The 17,279-nt window shown below is 45.7% G+C and carries 24 protein-coding genes; 7 read left to right on the top strand and 17 right to left on the bottom strand.

Annotated elements, in window-relative coordinates:
- Positions 1-216 precede the first annotated feature (216 nt).
- Positions 217-660, bottom strand: a complete 444-nt coding sequence (locus ACZRKO_RS21985) for an antirestriction protein (RefSeq protein WP_414058648.1) — start codon at positions 658-660, stop codon at positions 217-219.
- A gap of 492 nt (positions 661-1,152) precedes the next feature.
- On the opposite strand from ACZRKO_RS21985, the gene ACZRKO_RS21980 reads away from it, so the two are divergent.
- Positions 1,153-1,401 (top strand): hypothetical protein, encoded by a 249-nt coding sequence (locus ACZRKO_RS21980; protein WP_463739285.1) that lies wholly within the window; start codon positions 1,153-1,155, stop codon positions 1,399-1,401.
- Here ACZRKO_RS21980 and ACZRKO_RS21975 read toward each other — a convergent pair.
- The 10 genes from ACZRKO_RS21975 to ACZRKO_RS21930 all read right to left on the bottom strand — a co-directional run bounded on the left by ACZRKO_RS21975 (position 1,372) and on the right by ACZRKO_RS21930 (position 7,570).
- Complete coding sequence (locus ACZRKO_RS21975; protein ID WP_013578313.1) at positions 1,372-1,773, bottom strand: type II TA system antitoxin MqsA family protein; 402 nt, start codon at positions 1,771-1,773, stop codon at positions 1,372-1,374. The genes ACZRKO_RS21980 and ACZRKO_RS21975 overlap by 30 nt on opposite strands.
- Before the next feature lies 1 nt (position 1,774).
- Complete coding sequence (locus tag ACZRKO_RS21970) at positions 1,775-2,071, bottom strand: type II toxin-antitoxin system MqsR family toxin (protein WP_013578314.1); 297 nt, start codon at positions 2,069-2,071, stop codon at positions 1,775-1,777.
- Positions 2,072-2,165: 94 nt separating this feature from the next.
- Positions 2,166-2,615, bottom strand: a complete 450-nt coding sequence (locus ACZRKO_RS21965) for a hypothetical protein (protein WP_221298301.1) — start codon at positions 2,613-2,615, stop codon at positions 2,166-2,168.
- 5 nt (positions 2,616-2,620) lie between these two features.
- Positions 2,621-2,926, bottom strand: a complete 306-nt coding sequence (locus tag ACZRKO_RS21960) for a hypothetical protein (RefSeq protein WP_183850747.1) — start codon at positions 2,924-2,926, stop codon at positions 2,621-2,623.
- A 2-nt stretch (positions 2,927-2,928) separates the two neighbouring features.
- Entirely contained in the window at positions 2,929-3,171 is a 243-nt protein-coding gene (locus tag ACZRKO_RS21955; RefSeq protein ID WP_414058647.1) for a DUF905 family protein, read from the bottom strand.
- Between the two features lie 817 nt (positions 3,172-3,988).
- Positions 3,989-4,189, bottom strand: coding sequence for a hypothetical protein (locus tag ACZRKO_RS21950; protein WP_413536331.1), 201 nt, complete (start codon positions 4,187-4,189; stop codon positions 3,989-3,991).
- A gap of 42 nt (positions 4,190-4,231) precedes the next feature.
- Positions 4,232-4,735 carry an antirestriction protein ArdA gene (locus ACZRKO_RS21945; protein ID WP_414058646.1) on the bottom strand — a complete coding sequence of 168 codons (504 nt, stop codon included), beginning with the start codon at positions 4,733-4,735 and terminating at the stop codon, positions 4,232-4,234.
- Between the two features lie 407 nt (positions 4,736-5,142).
- Positions 5,143-5,613, bottom strand: coding sequence for a hypothetical protein (locus ACZRKO_RS21940; protein ID WP_413531323.1), 471 nt, complete (start codon positions 5,611-5,613; stop codon positions 5,143-5,145).
- 218 nt (positions 5,614-5,831) lie between these two features.
- Complete coding sequence (locus ACZRKO_RS21935; protein WP_413531324.1) at positions 5,832-5,966, bottom strand: hypothetical protein; 135 nt, start codon at positions 5,964-5,966, stop codon at positions 5,832-5,834.
- A 1,172-nt stretch (positions 5,967-7,138) separates the two neighbouring features.
- The gene (locus tag ACZRKO_RS21930; RefSeq protein WP_119823513.1) at positions 7,139-7,570 is read right to left on the bottom strand and encodes a hypothetical protein; all 432 of its coding nucleotides are present in this window, start codon (positions 7,568-7,570) and stop codon (positions 7,139-7,141) included.
- A gap of 422 nt (positions 7,571-7,992) precedes the next feature.
- On the opposite strand from ACZRKO_RS21930, the gene ACZRKO_RS21925 reads away from it, so the two are divergent.
- A complete protein-coding gene (locus tag ACZRKO_RS21925; RefSeq protein WP_119823517.1) occupies positions 7,993-8,421 on the top strand; it encodes a helix-turn-helix domain-containing protein in 429 nt (142 codons plus the stop codon).
- 309 nt (positions 8,422-8,730) lie between these two features.
- On the opposite strand, the gene ACZRKO_RS21920 is transcribed toward ACZRKO_RS21925, so the two are convergent.
- Together ACZRKO_RS21920 and ACZRKO_RS21915 are read right to left on the bottom strand one after the other, a co-directional pair.
- Positions 8,731-9,066 (bottom strand): FxLYD domain-containing protein, encoded by a 336-nt coding sequence (locus ACZRKO_RS21920; RefSeq protein ID WP_119823519.1) that lies wholly within the window; start codon positions 9,064-9,066, stop codon positions 8,731-8,733.
- A 252-nt stretch (positions 9,067-9,318) separates the two neighbouring features.
- Positions 9,319-9,618, bottom strand: a complete 300-nt coding sequence (locus ACZRKO_RS21915) for a hypothetical protein (RefSeq protein ID WP_119823521.1) — start codon at positions 9,616-9,618, stop codon at positions 9,319-9,321.
- Between the two features lie 216 nt (positions 9,619-9,834).
- On the opposite strand from ACZRKO_RS21915, the gene ACZRKO_RS21910 reads away from it, so the two are divergent.
- Positions 9,835-10,275, top strand: coding sequence for a hypothetical protein (locus ACZRKO_RS21910; RefSeq protein ID WP_119823523.1), 441 nt, complete (start codon positions 9,835-9,837; stop codon positions 10,273-10,275).
- A 24-nt stretch (positions 10,276-10,299) separates the two neighbouring features.
- Here the strand turns inward: ACZRKO_RS21910 and ACZRKO_RS21905 are convergent, their stop codons facing one another.
- Positions 10,300-10,830 (bottom strand): hypothetical protein, encoded by a 531-nt coding sequence (locus tag ACZRKO_RS21905; protein ID WP_119823525.1) that lies wholly within the window; start codon positions 10,828-10,830, stop codon positions 10,300-10,302.
- 50 nt (positions 10,831-10,880) lie between these two features.
- Between ACZRKO_RS21905 and ACZRKO_RS21900 the strand changes: the two genes are divergently transcribed.
- Complete coding sequence (locus ACZRKO_RS21900; RefSeq protein ID WP_119823529.1) at positions 10,881-11,180, top strand: hypothetical protein; 300 nt, start codon at positions 10,881-10,883, stop codon at positions 11,178-11,180.
- 1 nt (position 11,181) lies between these two features.
- Here the strand turns inward: ACZRKO_RS21900 and ACZRKO_RS21895 are convergent, their stop codons facing one another.
- From ACZRKO_RS21895 to ACZRKO_RS21885, 3 genes are read right to left on the bottom strand one after another with little or no spacing between them, the layout of a single operon-like run.
- On the bottom strand, positions 11,182-11,898 hold the full coding sequence (locus tag ACZRKO_RS21895) for a hypothetical protein (protein ID WP_414058645.1): 717 nt from the start codon (positions 11,896-11,898) through the stop codon (positions 11,182-11,184).
- Between the two features lie 7 nt (positions 11,899-11,905).
- Entirely contained in the window at positions 11,906-13,108 is a 1,203-nt protein-coding gene (locus ACZRKO_RS21890) for a ParB/RepB/Spo0J family partition protein (protein WP_414058644.1), read from the bottom strand.
- Complete coding sequence (locus ACZRKO_RS21885) at positions 13,105-13,974, bottom strand: ParA family protein (protein WP_119823535.1); 870 nt, start codon at positions 13,972-13,974, stop codon at positions 13,105-13,107. Before ACZRKO_RS21885 ends, ACZRKO_RS21890 begins: the two co-directional genes overlap by 4 nt.
- Positions 13,975-14,221: 247 nt before the next feature.
- On the opposite strand from ACZRKO_RS21885, the gene ACZRKO_RS21880 reads away from it, so the two are divergent.
- The 3 genes from ACZRKO_RS21880 (at position 14,222) to ACZRKO_RS21870 (ending at position 17,030) form a co-directional block, all read left to right on the top strand.
- Positions 14,222-14,521: a hypothetical protein gene (locus tag ACZRKO_RS21880; RefSeq protein WP_119823538.1), complete on the top strand. Its 300-nt coding sequence runs from the start codon at positions 14,222-14,224 to the stop codon at positions 14,519-14,521.
- A 717-nt stretch (positions 14,522-15,238) separates the two neighbouring features.
- Positions 15,239-16,096, top strand: coding sequence for a RepB family plasmid replication initiator protein (locus tag ACZRKO_RS21875; protein ID WP_119823540.1), 858 nt, complete (start codon positions 15,239-15,241; stop codon positions 16,094-16,096).
- Between the two features lie 439 nt (positions 16,097-16,535).
- Positions 16,536-17,030 carry a GNAT family N-acetyltransferase gene (locus ACZRKO_RS21870; protein ID WP_119823542.1) on the top strand — a complete coding sequence of 165 codons (495 nt, stop codon included), beginning with the start codon at positions 16,536-16,538 and terminating at the stop codon, positions 17,028-17,030.
- Positions 17,031-17,279: the final 249 nt, after the last annotated feature.

Genomic DNA, 17,279 nt, shown 5'->3' with positions numbered 1-17,279 from the left:
ACCAGGAAGAAGAGAAAAAGCCCGGAGAGGAAGAGACAGTAAGGGAAGAGAGAGACAAGCCCCCGACACATACCGGAGAAGAGGGGCGGCGCAGCCGCCTTCTGTCTCAGGAACTGGCGGGCGCAGCCCGCTGGGGGTTTTTAAGCGCGGCCTGAGCCTTTAGTGATCACCTGCGTTTGAAACTGCCGCCCCGCGCGGGACGGCAACCCTACGAAATCAGTCAATTGCCCCGAAAATGCTGCATCCCTCTGCGTGCTCCCCTGCGAATTCGCGCAGCTTGTAATAATGACGGGTCAGCGTTTCCTGTAATGCGTCATCACCTTTTTCATAACAATGATGAATTAATGCGTTAAGCGCATACATTGTTGCAATGATCCCCGCTGCATCACCTGAAACACTTCCTTGGTAGTAGTTCGATATCACCGCCAGTTCGATAGGTTCATCAACTTGCGGTGCGAGATAGTGACCGCCACCTGACAAGTTATAAAACTGCCAATATGCGCCTTCGTAGTTCTCGCTGTTCTTCTTGAGCCAGTTATAGGCAATCTGTTCACCTTGCATAAACAGGCGACCAAACAGCGCAGGGAGAAACGCCAGACGACGGTTTTCTGACACCAGTGATGCGGTGATCGTACTGTCCTCAAATACTGTGCATGACATGTCAATGCCACATCTTTCGGAAGATTCAGGAGCGGCGGTTTTGACGTTTTGTGTGTGCATTCTTCAAGTCCCCTTCAGGTTAAATGTCATCTCTCGGTGAGTTCTTTCGCGGCAAAGGGCGAAGTAGCAACGGCGCGCGTGGGAACGCAAGGGCGCCGCAGGCGTTCATTTCACCCTTGCGTTAACCTGGGTGACGGTGCTACACCCAGCCCTCCGCGTAAGGGCTTAACGTGAGATGGATAACCGCACCCGGCAGAATGCACACACCCGACGGCGAGGAACGAGGCGGCGACCTTAGCGGCCGGTTTACCGGCCAGTGTCAGTGCGGCGGCGAAGCCGGCTGCGGGGGTTGACCTGGCCGTTGCCATCAGACCCTAGCCGTCAGGCCGGAACCCCGGAGGGATTCCGCGAAGCTTACCGGCTTGCCGGTTAGCGCAGTCGGGCTCGACGACCGGCCGCAGGTCGGGAGCCGAAGGGGGCCATGCCCTGGGTGTGGAATTTATTGGGGTAACAGCATCGCTGGCTATCGATGACCAGGAAGAAGAGAAAAAGCCCGGAGAGGAAGAGACAGTAAGGGAAGAGAGAGACAAGCCCCCGACACATACCGGAGAAGAGGGGCGGCGCAGCCGCCGCCTGTCTCAGGAACTGGCGGGCGTAGCCCGCTGGGGTGTTTTAAGCGCGGCAAAAGTCAGGGAGCGCCCCCCTGCCCACTTATGCCTGTTTGCGCACTTCATCCAATAACTCGGGATGGTGATCGAGTACGCGCAGGAGTTTGATAATAGAAGGGTGTGGCTGTGCCTTACCCTTTTCATAACGCGAAAAGGCATTCACGCCCCCGCCAAAAATCTCGCTGGCCTCTTTCTGCGTGAGTTCAAGTTTTTTACGCACCTGAATGATGTACTCAGGTTCGATGGTTTCCGCGATGACTTTGGCCTTAAATGACTTCACCTTTGCCATGTAGGCCATAGACTGCTCACGATCCATCACGACTTCACCACACGCCGGACAGTGGTCACCTTCTGCCTCGATAACTGTTTTACGGCCACGGAATGAGTAAGGGACTTTTTTGATACCAAACTCAAGTTCTGCACCGCCACAAACGGAACATTTCATATTACTTCTCCTTGAATGAGACGATCAAAACACCGTTACTGACCGTTAGTTTTAGATATACGTCACCACACGACAACTTCGGGCGGTATACGTCCTGCCAGACAGTATGATCATTATAGGTGGTCATACTTTTAAAAAAATCAGCTGCCGTTAATCCCAGGATCGCACTGCACATATCATCAAATGTCAGCCCTAAATCATCCGCGCCGTTGAGCGCCGTATTGGTCGCTTTCACCTTCCCTGCTGCAACAAGTCCCTGAACGATATGAAGGCGCGTATGTGGAGTTCTCTTTTCCATGTTCACTCGGATTATTGGTTTTTGAGAGGTAATTATAACCTCAAAGGTTAGTTTAGACTACAAATATAACCTTTGAGGTTAGTTTCAGGTGACACTATCCCCAGCGTGGTTCGACGTGGTTCGCCTTCATTGCATTTATACGCCGCACGGCTAACAGAGCCATCATCTCGCATTCTGCGAGTGATTCGGCATCATGCAGTGGCTGCACGCCCGCAAAATCTGACGACTCGGCAACGCGGGAATACAGCGAAAATGCGTGAACCCGCTCAGGCTCCGTTATGCTTTCTTCTAACGTGAATGTTTCTACATACTCGCCGTCATCGTAGATGGGGGCGATCTCCAGCTCGATGGAATGAATATGGTCATCGCCTAACACCGAATTGGTCTGGCAATTCCAGCCAACGGTGGGATCGGCGGATAACTCGTCGATCACCTCCTGTAAAAATGGCAATGCCTCAACGGTCTTAAGCAGGTTTTGCAGGTACTGCGCCGCATGGTTGCTGTAATACGCCACGTCCACCACGCCAAGAGGAACAACGTTCATCGCGTTCACTGTCCGGCCTCCGCTAACAACGTGCGGTCGAGGACATAGGTAAAATGGTCAAAATAATCACAGGCCATCACCGGTCGTCCGTTAACAAACCAGACCAGAATCCACGAAAGAGATTCTTCGCACCTGTACATCTCGGCCTGTGCGCCCGCCGGTAAGAGTCTCGGCTCGAACTTTTGGAAGAATGCCCCGTAGCAGAGGATGTGATAAACCAGATCGCCAAGCTGCGCAGGCGTACAGGTTACGGCCCCCGCTGCGGGAGCCTCAGTGCTGATATTTTGGTTAGAATTTACCGGTGTATTCATGATTAATTCCCCGCCGTCTGATTTTTTACGCCGTAGTTTTTGATGTAACGGTTAAGCCAAAATCCTGCACCGGCCTCGAAATTCCACCCACGCCACACCATCTCGCCCCCCTCGCGCACGACGAGACGAAAATCTTTCCCGTTATCGTCTTCAATCGCAACGTTGCTGTACTGAGACGCAATGGCGGTTGCCTGTTCGCGGGTAAACTCACCCTCCTCCGGTAATACACATTCCTGATCGCACATAAGCCTTTCCTTTTCGTTTGGGGTTACACACATCACCCGTTGAGTTTCTCTTGTCGCGGTTTTGACGTTTGCGGGAACCTGCTGTTTGGTCCCTTCTGGTATGCCATCACCCGTTTGAGACCCCTCGCCGCAAGGGCGTAAACGACACCGGCTGACGAAGATGACCAGGGCGAGCGGATAATTTTTGGAGGACTAACGAAGTGGCCGAGAAAAATTCTCAGCGAGTGTATTTACCCTGGACAGCGAGGAGGACTGTGTCGGTATCAGCCCAGGCGAAGGGACTTAAACGGAAAGAGGATGCCGGAGTACCAATGAGCGGGGATCCGCCGCAACGCCGGAGCGCGACAGCGAAACGGGGGTGCGCCGAAAAGTGCCGGCGGTACTCTCGCCGGTACGGTTAGCGCGCTGGCGTGAGCCAGCTGCCGATGTTGACGTACTCCCTCAGACCCTAGCCGTCAGGCCGGAACCCCGCAGGGATTCCGCGAAGCTTACCGGCTTGCCGGTTAGCGCAGTCGGGCTCGACGACCGGCCGCAGGTCGCGAGCCGAAGGGGGCCGGGGTAGGATTTTATGTCATGACTTTAATCAGCATCGAGAAGATCGGACAACGATAAACCGGCACCGAAACCTTATGCAAAATATTGGTATTAACTGAATGATTTGACCGGCCCGCGACCGTCCATTATTTATCTTCCAATCCATTACAGCGATAGCGGAGACGCGCGGCGCCGAAGGCGCAGAGCGGTCTGCTATCGCCAGGCGAAGCCTGAAAGGGGTTTTAGCCCGTTAACAGGCGGCTCCCCGCCCGTTTCTTACCGCTTACTTATTGAGTTTTTTGATCCCCGCCTGCTGAATAAAGGCACCGCCGAGATAGACCGCGTTCTGATATTTCAGATAAGCACAAATATCGTCCAAAATCTGTGTCGTATTGAGCGGGGATAATCCGGCCTCGCGGCGGCTCGCGTTAATCAACAATTTATAGTGTTTCAGCGTTTCGCGGGTTTCAGATGTCAGTTTCATTTTTTTATCCTTACGGCAGGGTTCCCCCTGCCGGTGAGTGTGTCATTCAGAAAATACGTAGCCGTTTACTAAAACCAGCCCGTTCATGAACAGGTCGCGGCCAAAAGCCTCATAATCGAAATAGCTCAGCAGTGAATCCGGCATATCATTGAGTAAACCCGTTTCATCGGCATAATTGCGCGCGTAGTCTTCCTCACTTTCAGCCTCACCCTGATACGCTTCCTGAAACGCGTCATAATCACAGGCGTTGAAATACTCGGCCCATTCAACAAACGCCTCCCCCTGCCCTTCCTCCTTTGCCTGCCGGTAGGCATCAATAAACGCCCAGTTCACATGATTTTCCGACGCCAGTCCGGACGGGATCCCTTCCCAGTCCTGAAACATCAGCTCCGGGTCTTCTTCATCGGCGTGCAGCTTGCTGCATGCCGCCAAAAAGTCTTGCTCGTCGTCAAACTCGGTCAGATCGAGCCATTTCCCGGCGGCGATGCTGCCGCAGTTGTATTTGTGGTACGTACCGACGTACACGGCTGGTGTGGTTGTGCTCATGTGCCTTTCTCCGCTGGTTGTGGGATCACAGTTCCGGCTTACGCCGTGCCGACACGACAGACGGGCGGAAAGCGGAGGATGCAGGGGCGCTACCGGAGGCCGCAGCGCAAACGAAGGAAGGAGGTGGGCTGAACGGCGGGCGAGTGAATATTGAACGAGCACGCGACGGGAAGACCGCCGAGTGTATGAGTGCGAACGGGTGAGGATAGCGGCGAAGCGCACCCTTGCATACGCAGCGGCCCGTCTACAGTGAAGGCACGGCGTTAGCCGTCGCAGCTCAGGCTATCAGGGGGGCGTTTTTAGCCGGGTTGGTGCGCGGTAGCGTGGCAACCCCAGAAAAAGCGGAGTATCACGACATCCTTATCCGCAGTCCAAAAACTCCCCCCCGTCGCCGGCGGGGAAGCGCTTTATTGTTTGGCCAGCTCGGCGGCGTAACGGAGAGAGTCCCAGTTGTAACCAATACTGGCATCGTGATTATCGGTGGCGATCTCCATTGCCCGGTGTATTTCCTCCGACGTTAACGTTTCATCTACTTCAAGAAAGTCATCCTCAAGCCAGAATGTCCCGCAACAGAGCGTATCCGCAGGGTACGCCGACAGCCTGGATATAAAGCCTTCGACCGTCACCTCCCGATGGCTGTAGCCGCTCACTACCGGCGTAAAGATTTCTCCCGCCACGTCACCCCAGCTCCAATCCTGCTGATCCGGACAGGGGCGAGTGACGTCCTGGGCGCAGATGCCCGGCACCTTTTGCAATGCCGTCGCGATCTCATCCAGGGTAATGCGATCACCGCTATCATCTTCACTGCCCAGATAGTAGCCATCCAGGTACAACGCCATCTCGCCGTTATCGAGAATCACTTTTGTGAGTTTGTGCATCAGAATATCTCCGCTTCAACGGCACCATTGCCGTGCCGCCACTAAAGACCGGCGGAAAGCGGAAGATGCAGGGGCGGAACGCAGGCCACAGCGCAGACGTTAACGGGCTGAATGCACCGTTAACGTTGAGAATGGGCGAGTATCCGGCAACGCGCACCCTTGCAGCTGGAGCGGCCGGTCTACAGTGAAGGCACGGCTTTGGTGCTTTCACACTTCAGCTACCTGGCTTTGCCCGCATCCTTTGCGGCCCCGGCGTTGCCGGGAAGTGCCGCGTGGCGGTCACGGAATACATTCGGTGCTGTAGAAAACATGCCCTGCTCTTTGGATATTTTGAGATAGTTCCAAGTAGTCATCGGTGACGACCGTAGTCAGGCTCGACCCACCTGTTGTATGTCTGCAAAATCAAAGATGGGTCTGGGCAACGTATATAAGAAAGCGACCAGCGACCGACACAAGATGTAGGGAATGGTTGGAACAGCCTGCCCTGCTATCCAATATTTACTGCCGGTCAGGTCTCGGGTCCATTTTAGGTGAGTCAACTCCATACGTGGCGGGAATTCTGCTGACGATCACTAACCAGTATATGAATAAAAAAGGGGGGAAAGCGCCTAGGAAATTAGTTGTGAGTTAATACAATAAACGTTTATATAAACATAAATCTAAACACAGTATTTATTGAAAAGGACTATTTTTGAGTCTGGATTTTCGCGTTAGAATTTTTAGTATTAGGTGCCGGCGCGTCTAACATGGAAGATACGGTGGTCACTTAACGTTTGTACCTTGTCTTCCTGCCACCAGTTTGCTCACACCTCGTATTGGGTCCAAAGATTGTAAATCACAGTAGTTATACCATTTCGCAAAGTATGTCGCCTATTCTGCAAAACCAGTTTCGATATCTCGGAATTTTGCAGTTCTCTGGCACGAATTTCTTGATGTAGTTTCCTGCAATCGACTATTGCCTAACTTATTAGTTGAAACTTCTAAAAGTATTATGGTAAGACGCGGCAGGAAATTCACATTACGTGAACTTTATACTGCAACGTTGAAATCAGAGATTTCATTAAGAATCGCTCTAATGCTTGATTCATTTTTTTGCGCATGCACAAATTTGAAAAGCCAATCCACAGTGGTTTTTGCGCATGCGCAAATATCCAAACCACGACACAGCTTTTTTGCGCATGCGCAAATTCTCTAAACCAAAATCATTCAGTACCCAAGAAAAATTAGGACGTCTTTTGCAGGATATTGATTTTTACAGATATTTTCTGATTCGCCGAAAAACTCAAACCATTGTTTTGCTGTCAGTAAGTAATGGAGTTTTAGATAGTTAATCACCTCACGACGTGACAAAATTAGCGGCTGCCCATCATCCCAACACTCCACCTCTTCGTAAACATCTGTGTATTCGTACATTGTTTTCCCCAAAAATTTACCAACCTTATTATGATACTATTTTGTATCATAATAAGGTTTTTTTTAAATCATCACCTTGATCTAATCCTTCCTGTGGCGACTGAATGAACCTTTAGCTTGCCATATCCAACTGTAAAGCCATTGCAAACTTCGACGTGCTCATCCATAGGTCCAATAGTCCAGGACTTTGTACTGCATTGGGGTAGTTGATGAGGCAATTGATCACCGCCTCTTCAATCGTATCGTATTCGCATTCACACAACGCTCCGGCATCCTGGTAGTAATGCGTGTTACGGATAGCATGAGCAGATTGCTTGGGATTAGGTGCAAATACAAATAGGCGTCTACCCGTGGCGAGCTCTAATCCATTGGTGCTTATATAGGTATTGATATGAGCTGATATCTGCTGACAATTCCACATATATATTTCATTATCTATATTATCAATATTTAAATTATTTGATTTGAAAGAAGTGACAAAAGAACCAAATGACCCTAATACGTTATCTCTGAATACTTCAGACAAGTAATCGAACTGCTCCATTTTATTATCCTATTAATTTTAACCAGCGATTAATAGTATCACATACGATTACTATTATTATTTATAAATTCACAAATTGTGAAATTTATTTTTTATTGTTTCAGTTCTGTGTTATACCTATCAGTATTAAACGACTAGGGAATTCATATGATTATACTATCAACCCTTACATTTACTGAATCTTATCAATCACATATAAAACAAAGGGCCGCGATATCGGCTACTTTTCAGCTACTTAAACGGATGAGGAAGGTATGTTCACCAGCAGTTCTGCAACAGGTCTTTCCTGGTTGTCAGTTGTACGACAAAGATACCTCAACTTGGTTGCTTCCTTTTTCCCAAAACTTAATTATTCTCACAGCACAAATAGATTTCGAGAACGAAGTTTTGATCGCCAAAAAAATTGAAGTGAAGAAGGTTGCATGAATACAGAAATCATACAAAAGCTAATTAATAGTCTGGTCACTGAATTACCTTGGCTTATGGGAATAAAAGATAACATCCAATACTCTGAAGCCCTGGAACTGGCTTCAAAACTGATTGGTGAAAAGGGCGACCATAGAATCCTACTCAAACTGGTATCTCAGTCCATTGTCGATTATGAAAAGCAATTGGCAGAAGTTATCCTATTTAATGCTGAGACAGGTGAGATGACCAGCGGCGTTCCGGCATTAAAAGTTTTAATGCAACACTATGGATTGAAAGCTGCTGATCTCCGGGAGGAGCTTGGTGTTGCATCGTTAGTTTCCCAGATTCTGAGTGGACAGCGCGCTCTGACTATCCCACATATCAAAAACTTATCTCAACGCTTTAAAGTTGATCCCATATTTTTCCTCGACCGTGGCCGTTAAACATAACCCTGGAGCCGCCAAGAAATCCTTTCTTAGCGGCCCCAGGGTTGGACAAGCCAACGGCGCGTCAGCATCCCCAGACACCATAGCTATGTACTTCATATGTGGTGGTTTGATGGAGAAACAGGCAGTCATGTACGATGTGAAATGAGCTCACAAAAGCAATCCAGCAACCTGATAGAGGGAAGGGCGCAAAGAGGGAAGCAAGAGAAGGGTGCTGATCCTAAAACTTACTGATCTTACGTCGTTAGATATCAAAAAAAACGGCCCGCTACGGGCCGAATTCTTTCTTATATCTGACTACCAGAGTTAGTCAGCAACGATTTGATCAATTAAATATTTATTAAACGTTTTAGTGGTTGGCGTTTGCCAGTTGGCAGATTGACCAGGCTCAACTGCTTTCACTACCGCTGTAATTGTATCAACAACACGACCGTGCTCATAAACGTTAATGTTGAGCTTTACGTTGTTAAGGGGTTTATCAGTAGTGTTCTTCACCACACCTTTCAGAATATAGAATGGCTGGTTATAGGCTACGGAAACGTTGGACACGGCAATCTCTTTGTCTAAGGCAGATGCAGAGGATGCGGAGGCTGAAAATGCCGTAAGGGCAGCAGCGAAAACCACAGATTTAATAGCGTTCATATAATTCATTCCTTAAATTAGTTTGCGTTAGTACTAACGTAAAAATTGTTATTAATTTATATTCGACATGTGAAGTCTATTTTTTATACAGAATTTGCTTTGTGTAGCTTTATGAAGGCTGTTCCAGGGTACTTGTCTTTAATAAGAATTTTATTATCTATGAATATTTCCTTAAGGTCATCCGAATTTGACTTAAGTTTAATAATTCCTAGTTTTCGCCGAAAACTGCTATAGCAAACATAAGTACGCTCATTATGCATGTATGCCTCCGGCAACAATTCTTGTTGGTAACATGCTGACAAGATGAGCTTTTCTTTGCAGATTCAAGTGGCTTTCATAGCACTGTCTTTCTACCAAACCTTTAGATTTAAGATACGCATAAAATTCTTGAAGGTAACTTTCATCGTTGCATGCGCGTTCGCGTTTGATGATCGCATTTTTAAAATGCTTGTCGAATGACAAAGCATCAGAAATTGTTTTACATTTAATAGCCGCTACTACTCCCGTATTATAAGTTACTTCTACGGTTCTAAATTTAACAATCACTTTCATGATTTTCTCCGGTTGTGGGCGCAATGCCCTTATCTGATATAACCTTAACATAGGTAATATTAACGAACAAGAGAAAATTCACATTTTGTGAAATTGATTTATCTTTTATTATAATGCGTCGCGTTCTCATAAATGAGTTTGGCCGGATCATACGTAGATTAGTGCCATACGCGGGTGATTACTGCTAGTATGTAATTTTAAATCTGGGATACAATAATGAATTATTTTGTTAATGACGTAACTCGTCAACTAACAATTATCAAGGGTCTTACACACGCTGAAGGTTTAATATATGCAGCCTGGGCATCTGAGAACTCTATATCGTCAGTTATCAAGGCAGAAACAGTTTGCTATGAACAGATCTCGGACGGAGAACTTATTCTTTCATATTATGGGTTTAGTATTGATACTCTAATTGAGGCCATTTTTGAACTTGTTCCAGCACGTTCTCAATCTGTCAATAACATCAAACTTTTCAAACTGTTACTGAAAAACCCTGAACTACCAAAATTACAGTGCTGCGTGCTTTCAAATAAACAAGCTACTCATTACAACAGGTTGGGGAGGGCGGTTGGGCATTACTGCCAGCGGGTGGCGGCATTGAGCGGCGGTAGAAATCCAATGAAATTATTGAGGGCTATACGCGGCGATATTTAACCCTCAATAATTGAGTAATAATTTTTACAGGCGTTCAATACGTGTTTCGAAATGATCTAGTCCTGTGCTGATCGTCACGGTGTTATCCGCGAATTTATAGTGAGTGACAAATTGCCCCTGCTGTTTACACAGGTCTCTTTCTGATTGTTGGCGTACACAGCTAGGCGTTTCACTGTAGTCGCGGAACATGTGCCTTGTGACAAGAACAGATAGGTTTAAGCCATCTTCGTCCGACATAGCTATCACTTCCTGGCTGACGCTCACTTTACCTTTCAATGGCAGAACCTTGGTCATGTCTGCCATTGCTAAATGCTTTTCAATAGTTTGAGAGCCTACTTTGTCTGTGATAAAAGAGATCATCTCTTCCAGATACTCAACCTTTACTCGCACTGAAGTGCTGAAGCAGCTGCTTAGTAGGTGTGTAAACGATTCTGGGGAGCGCGGGAGAACATTTATCAATTCCTTTGCAAAATCCCCTAAGTAAAAATATTTCCGTTGGTATGATTCTACATCACAACATACCGTTGGATTATTAACTACTTGTTCTTTCCACATTTTATGCCTCTGAGGTATTATTAATCAGTCATCCATGTGAGGATTTTTATATGAAAAAGTTAACCTTTGCCGAAAAGAAGAAACTCGAAGAAAACCTCAAATATATTGTTCTTCCGACGATCGCACATGCCGATGACTGTATTTGGATCAAATTACAATTGAAAGCTATACATGAGCGTTATCGGCAGGACATTGCCTTTCTTTATGGTAAAATTTTTTTTAAAACGCTTCATGACAGAATGATTCCAGAACTCCAAAGACAAGGTGTTGCCCGAAGTACAACAAACACCTGGTTGCGCACTATAGTGGAATCGGTAAATATCAGCAAAGGAGAAAGTAAAAAAGATTAGCTTATAATGTGAATTTAATATTACCGTTGCTAAGGCGCTCAGTTACTCCAAGATTTGTAAGCTCTTGAATTGTAGTGATTAATTTGCTCAGTAACTCTTGTTCCGTCAATTCATTTTTTGTTATGGAATCAATGTCCTCAAGCGTAAATTCGATATTAGCTTTCAATTTTTCGTCAACAATATTGAATACTTTTAATGATTGACTAATGTCCATATAAATCTGAGGTAGTGTAAAGGAGTCTAATTCATTTCCCTTGGCAAAAATTTCCACCTTCGCGGCTACATTAGGCCAGGAGCAATCTTTATGTTTCTTTCTTAAATTCCCCCGACTTTCATACATAGACCGGAAATGCATTGCCTTTTTAAACCATATCCCTTTTTTGCCCGTATACTTTGGAAGTTGTTCTGAACATGTGCTGCATTCCGCTGTTGCAAATGCCCAGAAAGCCCACTCCTGATCGCTGTAAGGAACTTTCCGATAATGTTCTAACAGTTTCATTGCACTAACAACAGCCCATAAGGGCGTATCTGTAGACCGACCCCATTCTGAAACAGTATTGTTTGCTGGAGGAGTTAACTGTTTCCGCATATCCAAACCTACCGCCGCATGAGTAAGCATCAGTATGGCTTCTGAGCGGGTGATTTCTTTCACCCGCATCATATAGCTTAGAAAAACAGAGATCGGGTAAGCCCGATCTTTGATTAGAAGTGAATACATCAATCCCTCACGAATGGTAACTGACGGACTTGAAAACGAAGTTTTCTGCTGGAACTGCCTTCACTTCACCACCGATTTGAACATAGGCGGTGCCTCCTTTACCCCTTGGGCCTGGAATAGGATTTTCATCTTCAATCTTAGTCACCAAGATGCAACTTTCACCATTAACTTCGCCAAAAATAGTTGCTTTTAGATATGCTTTTTTAGTTTTAGAATTAGTGTCTGGAGTTGTTCTTGTATCTGAATTGTCAGGGTCATTGCCACCTGTTTCTACATTTGTTTCTTGGCTACTTTCAGTGATGTTTTTGGCTGATTCATTCGGTTCTTGCTGGTCAATTCCAAAGCCGGATTCTGACGTGACAACTTCTGAATTTTGCGCATGCGCAATTTCAACATTGTTGGTTACATCAGCAACTACATTCTGGTTCGTTTCTAAACTCGGTGTTGGCGCTGTCGTGGATGGTTTTACTAGCACTGGTTGTTGAGCTAATGTCCCGCTTTTCTTCGCTTTGCGAACGATTGCACGATCCAACTCCGGTAATGCAATTAATTCTCTGAAAAGCTCAATATCGTCGTTATAAATTTCAACCAGATTAGCTAATGTTTCGACGTCTTCCGTTACTCCTGATTTATAAACTTCATTCAGCTCCATCGGCATATCTCGCAGCTTAAGTAGCCGCGACACAGCCGATGCTCCGCCGCTCATTCCAAGACGTTCTGCTATTTCAGCTTGAGTGACTTTAACACCTTCACTTTTGGCTAATTCCATATAGTTTGCGATGAAATTGGCACGGTCTGGCAAAGACATGTTATTACGTTTAATGTTGTTACTACCTTGCTCCCATAGTCTTACATGCTCAGGTTTGTTCTTAAGAGTGGCATCAGGGATAACCTTAAGCATGAAGTCTGGATTTACAAGTGCAGCTTGATTTGCGCACAGTAAGCGTGTTGCACCATGCTGCATTCGGTACCCTTTTTCATCCTTTGGATAGACATGGCAAGGCTCTTGCTGTCCAACAGTCGGGTCAAGGAAGTCTTTCGTAATTGATGCCACTAACAGAGCGTCGAACTCAGTACGCGGATTGCCGTCGGTATAGCACTCTGATGGTTTTACCAAAATAATCTGGCCAGCATTGTTATTTGTTTTTTTAGACGCCAGATTGGAAAGGTTGCTTAAAGATTTACCCAACGGATTGTTTAACTTGTTCATTTCGATACCTCAGTAAAAATATGATCCAAAACCAATTTCATTTCTTTTGCGGCCATTCGGGCATTTCCGTCTTTGTATTTCCACACCGGCTGAGCGTCACTTAGCGCTGCACTAATTGGCGCGCGATAAGGCAGCAGGGGGGTAAGATTTAGATCGAAAGACTTGAGCATTTCATAAAACTCTTTATCCCTCTTGCGCCGCGAATCATATTTATTTGGGACGATAATACAGTCAGGCATTTCGTAGCGTTCGTAGCCATAACTCTCATTGATTGCACTTATAAGAGAATCAGTGATCCCCAATACGTCGGTAACACCGTTCACTGAAATTTTGTTTAACTCACTGACTAAAACGGTAGTCGTCGAGCTCAACAACGTCGCCTGTTGCCTGTTACCTTCACTGGGAGGGGAATCAATAATGATTAGGTCGAACTGCTCACGTAATGTTTTTATTTGTTGTGCCGGATATTCATAGACGCCTTGGTCGAAGGAGATTCCATCGACATCTTTTAGATTGTGATCGGCTGGCAGAAAATAGAAATTTTCATATCCAGGTACCTGATAGATAGGCTTTTGAATACCTTCACTGGTGAACATGTCACTGGCTACGGCATAGTCAGGAAGTTCTGGAGTGGATGTTTCAAAAAATACATCCGTTAAATGTTTATCGAAATCAATCGCTAAAACCTTGAGTTTAAGGTCAACACCATGCCAAATTTCATGAGCTGCGGTAGTTGTTTTCCCTACGCCTCCCTTAGCATTGCCATTGGCAATGACAGGGCATTTTTTACGAATGTTCTCGATGACCTTACGTGAAAGGGTGCTTTTTAACACAGTCTTACGAGTAGTTGGAACTGGCTTTGCCATCTGACAAATCTCCGGTTATGGATTCACTATCCTGCGTCAGGTTCTTACCTGACGACTTAAAATATAACAGATAAGTGTTATACACCCAAGCTATTTCGACCGTAATAGCGTTGTTTTCAGCTTGCCATTTTGCGCATGCGCAAAAAAATTAATCCTCAAAGCGGTTTTAAAATTTTGATTCTACTAACCACTTAATGATACAAATATATATCACATAAATATAACAGTAAAGTGTTACAGGTTCAAAATGATCACATCCAGCAAAAGGCCTGGCAGGCCAAAAGGGAAGAACGCTCCTTTAACATCCAAAGAGCGCTATCAACGGTATACGGAAAAATTAAAAGAATCTGGTGGAAAGACCGTAATCTATCACATAGATGGTAATGAGAATGCTGCATTGAAACAGTTAAGAATAGATTTGAAGATGCCTGATGATACAAGTGAAGTTGAAGTTATCCGGGTCATGCTCATTGTTTTAAGCGGTCGGACTTACATCAGTGGTAAAAGCGATATTACAGCAACTATAGATATCAAAATGCGTTACTAGGTATTCCGTGGCAAACGGCCACCTTCAGAATTCAATGTTTTATTCTGATTTGAAAAAATAATGCCTGCTTATGCAACATGCCAATAACTTTCAGTTGATAGGGCTGTTTTTGCAGCCGGCTTCAGAGTTAAAAATACCACAGTAGGTTAAGCCGGCGGTGACCCGGCTTTGCCGGTTTAGATCCAAAAAGATCCCTCGATCCACCTCCCTCCCTGCTAAGCTATGCTGACTTTCAGCAGACATATTTGTTGATGCGACGTCCAGGTTAGCGAGCTTGCGAGCTGTATCCTGGCGTAAGCGCCGCTTGCGGCGCTGTACGGTCGCTCTAGCTCGGATCCGGGGCCCGCTTGCGGGAGCTACTTAATAGGCGTTTACGCCACAGTAGAGGAGCTGCTTGCAGCGACATCCTTATACAAAGGTTATTTCATAAATAACAGTAGTAAAGTTATACACATATCTACAGGGTGTGACCCCTAAATAATCCTATTAGATCCTTTTTAGATCCCTAACTGATCCCACTCGCCAGAAATCTATAAAAATCATGAAAATACACCACTTTTGGTGTGTCGAAGTGGGCAAATGGTGTGTCGAAGCGGGAATTTGGTGTGTCAAAGTGGGTAAATGGTGTGTAGTATTGGGTAAAACGGTGTGTCAAAGCGGGAGAACTCTCGTTTTATCCACATAAATTCATTACTTATTATACACTTGGATTAGTCTATGACAGATAAGGTTTTTATTGGTGAGGCGATTAATAAAAGAGACGAAACTGTCAACACGAAACTCACAGTTACTAACAGCGCAACTGTACAGCCTGTAGCTCTGATGCGTCTTGATGTATTTGTCCCCGCGAGCAGGCCAGGTAAAGGAGTAAAGACGACAATTGATGCGTCATCAGTTCTATCTGGGCTGGAATTTGCGAAACGGGAAGGTTACGACAACGTAAAAATCACCGGTGAACGGCTTAACATGGCCGTGGATTTCAAGGTCTGGGTGGGTATTATCCAAGCATTTTCTAAGTATGGCCTCAATACAAACACGATTAGCCTACCTTTCAAAGAATTTGCTTCAATGTGTAAGTTCGAATCCAAACGCTTCGATAAACGTCTGCGTGAAAGCATAATGAATTCTCTGACTCGCATTCGAGGTAAGACAATAACTTTCTCGCGGGATAATGCTAAAGGGGCTTCAGTTACAGGGCTACTGAAAACTGGTTCATTTGACGTCGATAAAGACATTATTGAGCTCGAGGCCGACCAACGTTTATGGGAACTCTATGCCGCTGATTATACAGTTCTTCTTCGCTATAAACCCATCAATGCTCTCATGCGGAAAGAAGCTGCCCAGGCACTTTATACCTACATTGAAAGCCTACCAACCAACCCAGTTCCAATCTCCTTCAGTAGAATACGGTCGCGATTAGCGCTGCTTTCTCCTACTAAAGAACAAAATCGAATTATCCGTATTGCACTTGAGCAACTGAAGGAGATCGGCTATCTGGTTTATTCTGAGCAACCCAAGGGGAAAGAGATATTCATCATTGTGCATAGCCGTAACCCCACTCTTAAACCAATCTGAACCCGCTGGTCAGTGAACTGGCCAGCAATAGCAAACTCTTTCTTACTTCCCCGTTCAGCAATATACAGTGCGTAATAGCAATAAAAATGTTCCCACTCTGACACACCTCCACCAATTCCCAGCGGTAGGCGACTATGCAGGAAACTCTGATATTTCTGCAACAGCTTGGAGAGTCAAATAAAGTAGCGATGGAGTGGCCACATCTAAACGACGATTGAGACGCTAAATGCCCAGAGTGACTTGATCAGGGATAGCTGATTGTTTTTTCTGATTCAGACAACTTACTAATAGTAAAAAACCGGATATTTTGGCTGGTTGCAGCTTACCCACTTTTTATGCGGGAATATAAGGTAGGCTTCATCAAAATCCCTACACATTTTAACGGCTTAATGCTTTTATAGGGAGAGAACATATTGGTTTAGTTATGAAAGGGGAAACTATGGGTGATTTATATTCGCGCGCTTTAACCGCACAAGATATGCCGTTTATCATGGACGAATTCGAAGATGGGGCAAGCATGGGCTCTTTCTCGAAAGAATTCTCAAAGGCAGGAGGAAGCAAGATTGTAGAAAAGCAAATCAGGGAGGTGATACGAAAGGGCGAAGCAGGACAATACACTGGGCATTTTTTCTATATCCTCACTCGAGAGTCTAATAAGCAAAGGATTGGCTATATCTGGCTTATGACAGTACCAGATCTGAATGGTCAACCTTGCTTGGAGATAAGGGCTATCGGTATTACTAAAGCTTTTCGCGGTAAGGGATACGCTTCAACGCTACTGTCAGATTGGATTGAAAACAATAGCCATCATCCTATGCAGGCAAAATGCTTGGCTAAATCAAAGCACATGACCGATATGCTACTGCGTCGAGGTTTTACGGTTCTTCAAACGACACCTTCCGGCTCTGTTTTACTTTTCAAGCCCCCGAGATAAATACTGAGTGCGCACACTATATTGCGAGGTTCTGTCACGTATCTGGAGAGGCCAGGAGCAGAAAAAAATGGCCATTACGCCTTGCAGTATAGCAATGAGCTTTTGGCCTAGATGCACTGATTGTGAAGTTGAAGCTGTCATGGCGTTTTAGACCCACTTGTTGGGCTAACTGTTAACTGCCCGCTGTGTTATACCCGCCGTGAAATATTTGACGGTGTTTAGTAACCGATACCCTCCCACTCACACACA

It is taken from the genome of Ewingella sp. C233 (assembly GCF_055407225.1).
Note: the sequence above shows the minus strand (reverse complement) of the source record. Positions and strands in the feature narration are given on the sequence as shown.

What these genes read in the sequence shown, in the direction of transcription:
- ACZRKO_RS21985 (WP_414058648.1), bottom strand. Translation starts at nt 660, where the DNA reads ATGTCATGCACAGTATTTGAGGACAGTACGATCACCGCATCACTGGTG.
- ACZRKO_RS21975 (WP_013578313.1), bottom strand. Translation starts at nt 1,773, where the DNA reads ATGAAATGTTCCGTTTGTGGCGGTGCAGAACTTGAGTTTGGTATCAAA.
- ACZRKO_RS21970 (WP_013578314.1), bottom strand. Translation starts at nt 2,071, where the DNA reads ATGGAAAAGAGAACTCCACATACGCGCCTTCATATCGTTCAGGGACTT.
- ACZRKO_RS21965 (WP_221298301.1), bottom strand. Translation starts at nt 2,615, where the DNA reads ATGAACGTTGTTCCTCTTGGCGTGGTGGACGTGGCGTATTACAGCAAC.
- ACZRKO_RS21960 (WP_183850747.1), bottom strand. Translation starts at nt 2,926, where the DNA reads ATGAATACACCGGTAAATTCTAACCAAAATATCAGCACTGAGGCTCCC.
- ACZRKO_RS21955 (WP_414058647.1), bottom strand. Translation starts at nt 3,171, where the DNA reads ATGTGCGATCAGGAATGTGTATTACCGGAGGAGGGTGAGTTTACCCGC.
- ACZRKO_RS21950 (WP_413536331.1), bottom strand. Translation starts at nt 4,189, where the DNA reads ATGAAACTGACATCTGAAACCCGCGAAACGCTGAAACACTATAAATTG.
- ACZRKO_RS21945 (WP_414058646.1), bottom strand. Translation starts at nt 4,735, where the DNA reads ATGAGCACAACCACACCAGCCGTGTACGTCGGTACGTACCACAAATAC.
- ACZRKO_RS21940 (WP_413531323.1), bottom strand. Translation starts at nt 5,613, where the DNA reads ATGCACAAACTCACAAAAGTGATTCTCGATAACGGCGAGATGGCGTTG.
- ACZRKO_RS21935 (WP_413531324.1), bottom strand. Translation starts at nt 5,966, where the DNA reads ATGACTACTTGGAACTATCTCAAAATATCCAAAGAGCAGGGCATGTTT.
- ACZRKO_RS21930 (WP_119823513.1), bottom strand. Translation starts at nt 7,570, where the DNA reads ATGGAGCAGTTCGATTACTTGTCTGAAGTATTCAGAGATAACGTATTA.
- ACZRKO_RS21925 (WP_119823517.1), top strand. Translation starts at nt 7,993, where the DNA reads ATGAATACAGAAATCATACAAAAGCTAATTAATAGTCTGGTCACTGAA.
- ACZRKO_RS21920 (WP_119823519.1), bottom strand. Translation starts at nt 9,066, where the DNA reads ATGAACGCTATTAAATCTGTGGTTTTCGCTGCTGCCCTTACGGCATTT.
- ACZRKO_RS21915 (WP_119823521.1), bottom strand. Translation starts at nt 9,618, where the DNA reads ATGAAAGTGATTGTTAAATTTAGAACCGTAGAAGTAACTTATAATACG.
- ACZRKO_RS21910 (WP_119823523.1), top strand. Translation starts at nt 9,835, where the DNA reads ATGAATTATTTTGTTAATGACGTAACTCGTCAACTAACAATTATCAAG.
- ACZRKO_RS21905 (WP_119823525.1), bottom strand. Translation starts at nt 10,830, where the DNA reads ATGTGGAAAGAACAAGTAGTTAATAATCCAACGGTATGTTGTGATGTA.
- ACZRKO_RS21900 (WP_119823529.1), top strand. Translation starts at nt 10,881, where the DNA reads ATGAAAAAGTTAACCTTTGCCGAAAAGAAGAAACTCGAAGAAAACCTC.
- ACZRKO_RS21895 (WP_414058645.1), bottom strand. Translation starts at nt 11,898, where the DNA reads ATGTATTCACTTCTAATCAAAGATCGGGCTTACCCGATCTCTGTTTTT.
- ACZRKO_RS21890 (WP_414058644.1), bottom strand. Translation starts at nt 13,108, where the DNA reads ATGAACAAGTTAAACAATCCGTTGGGTAAATCTTTAAGCAACCTTTCC.
- ACZRKO_RS21885 (WP_119823535.1), bottom strand. Translation starts at nt 13,974, where the DNA reads ATGGCAAAGCCAGTTCCAACTACTCGTAAGACTGTGTTAAAAAGCACC.
- ACZRKO_RS21880 (WP_119823538.1), top strand. Translation starts at nt 14,222, where the DNA reads ATGATCACATCCAGCAAAAGGCCTGGCAGGCCAAAAGGGAAGAACGCT.
- ACZRKO_RS21875 (WP_119823540.1), top strand. Translation starts at nt 15,239, where the DNA reads ATGACAGATAAGGTTTTTATTGGTGAGGCGATTAATAAAAGAGACGAA.
- ACZRKO_RS21870 (WP_119823542.1), top strand. Translation starts at nt 16,536, where the DNA reads ATGGGTGATTTATATTCGCGCGCTTTAACCGCACAAGATATGCCGTTT.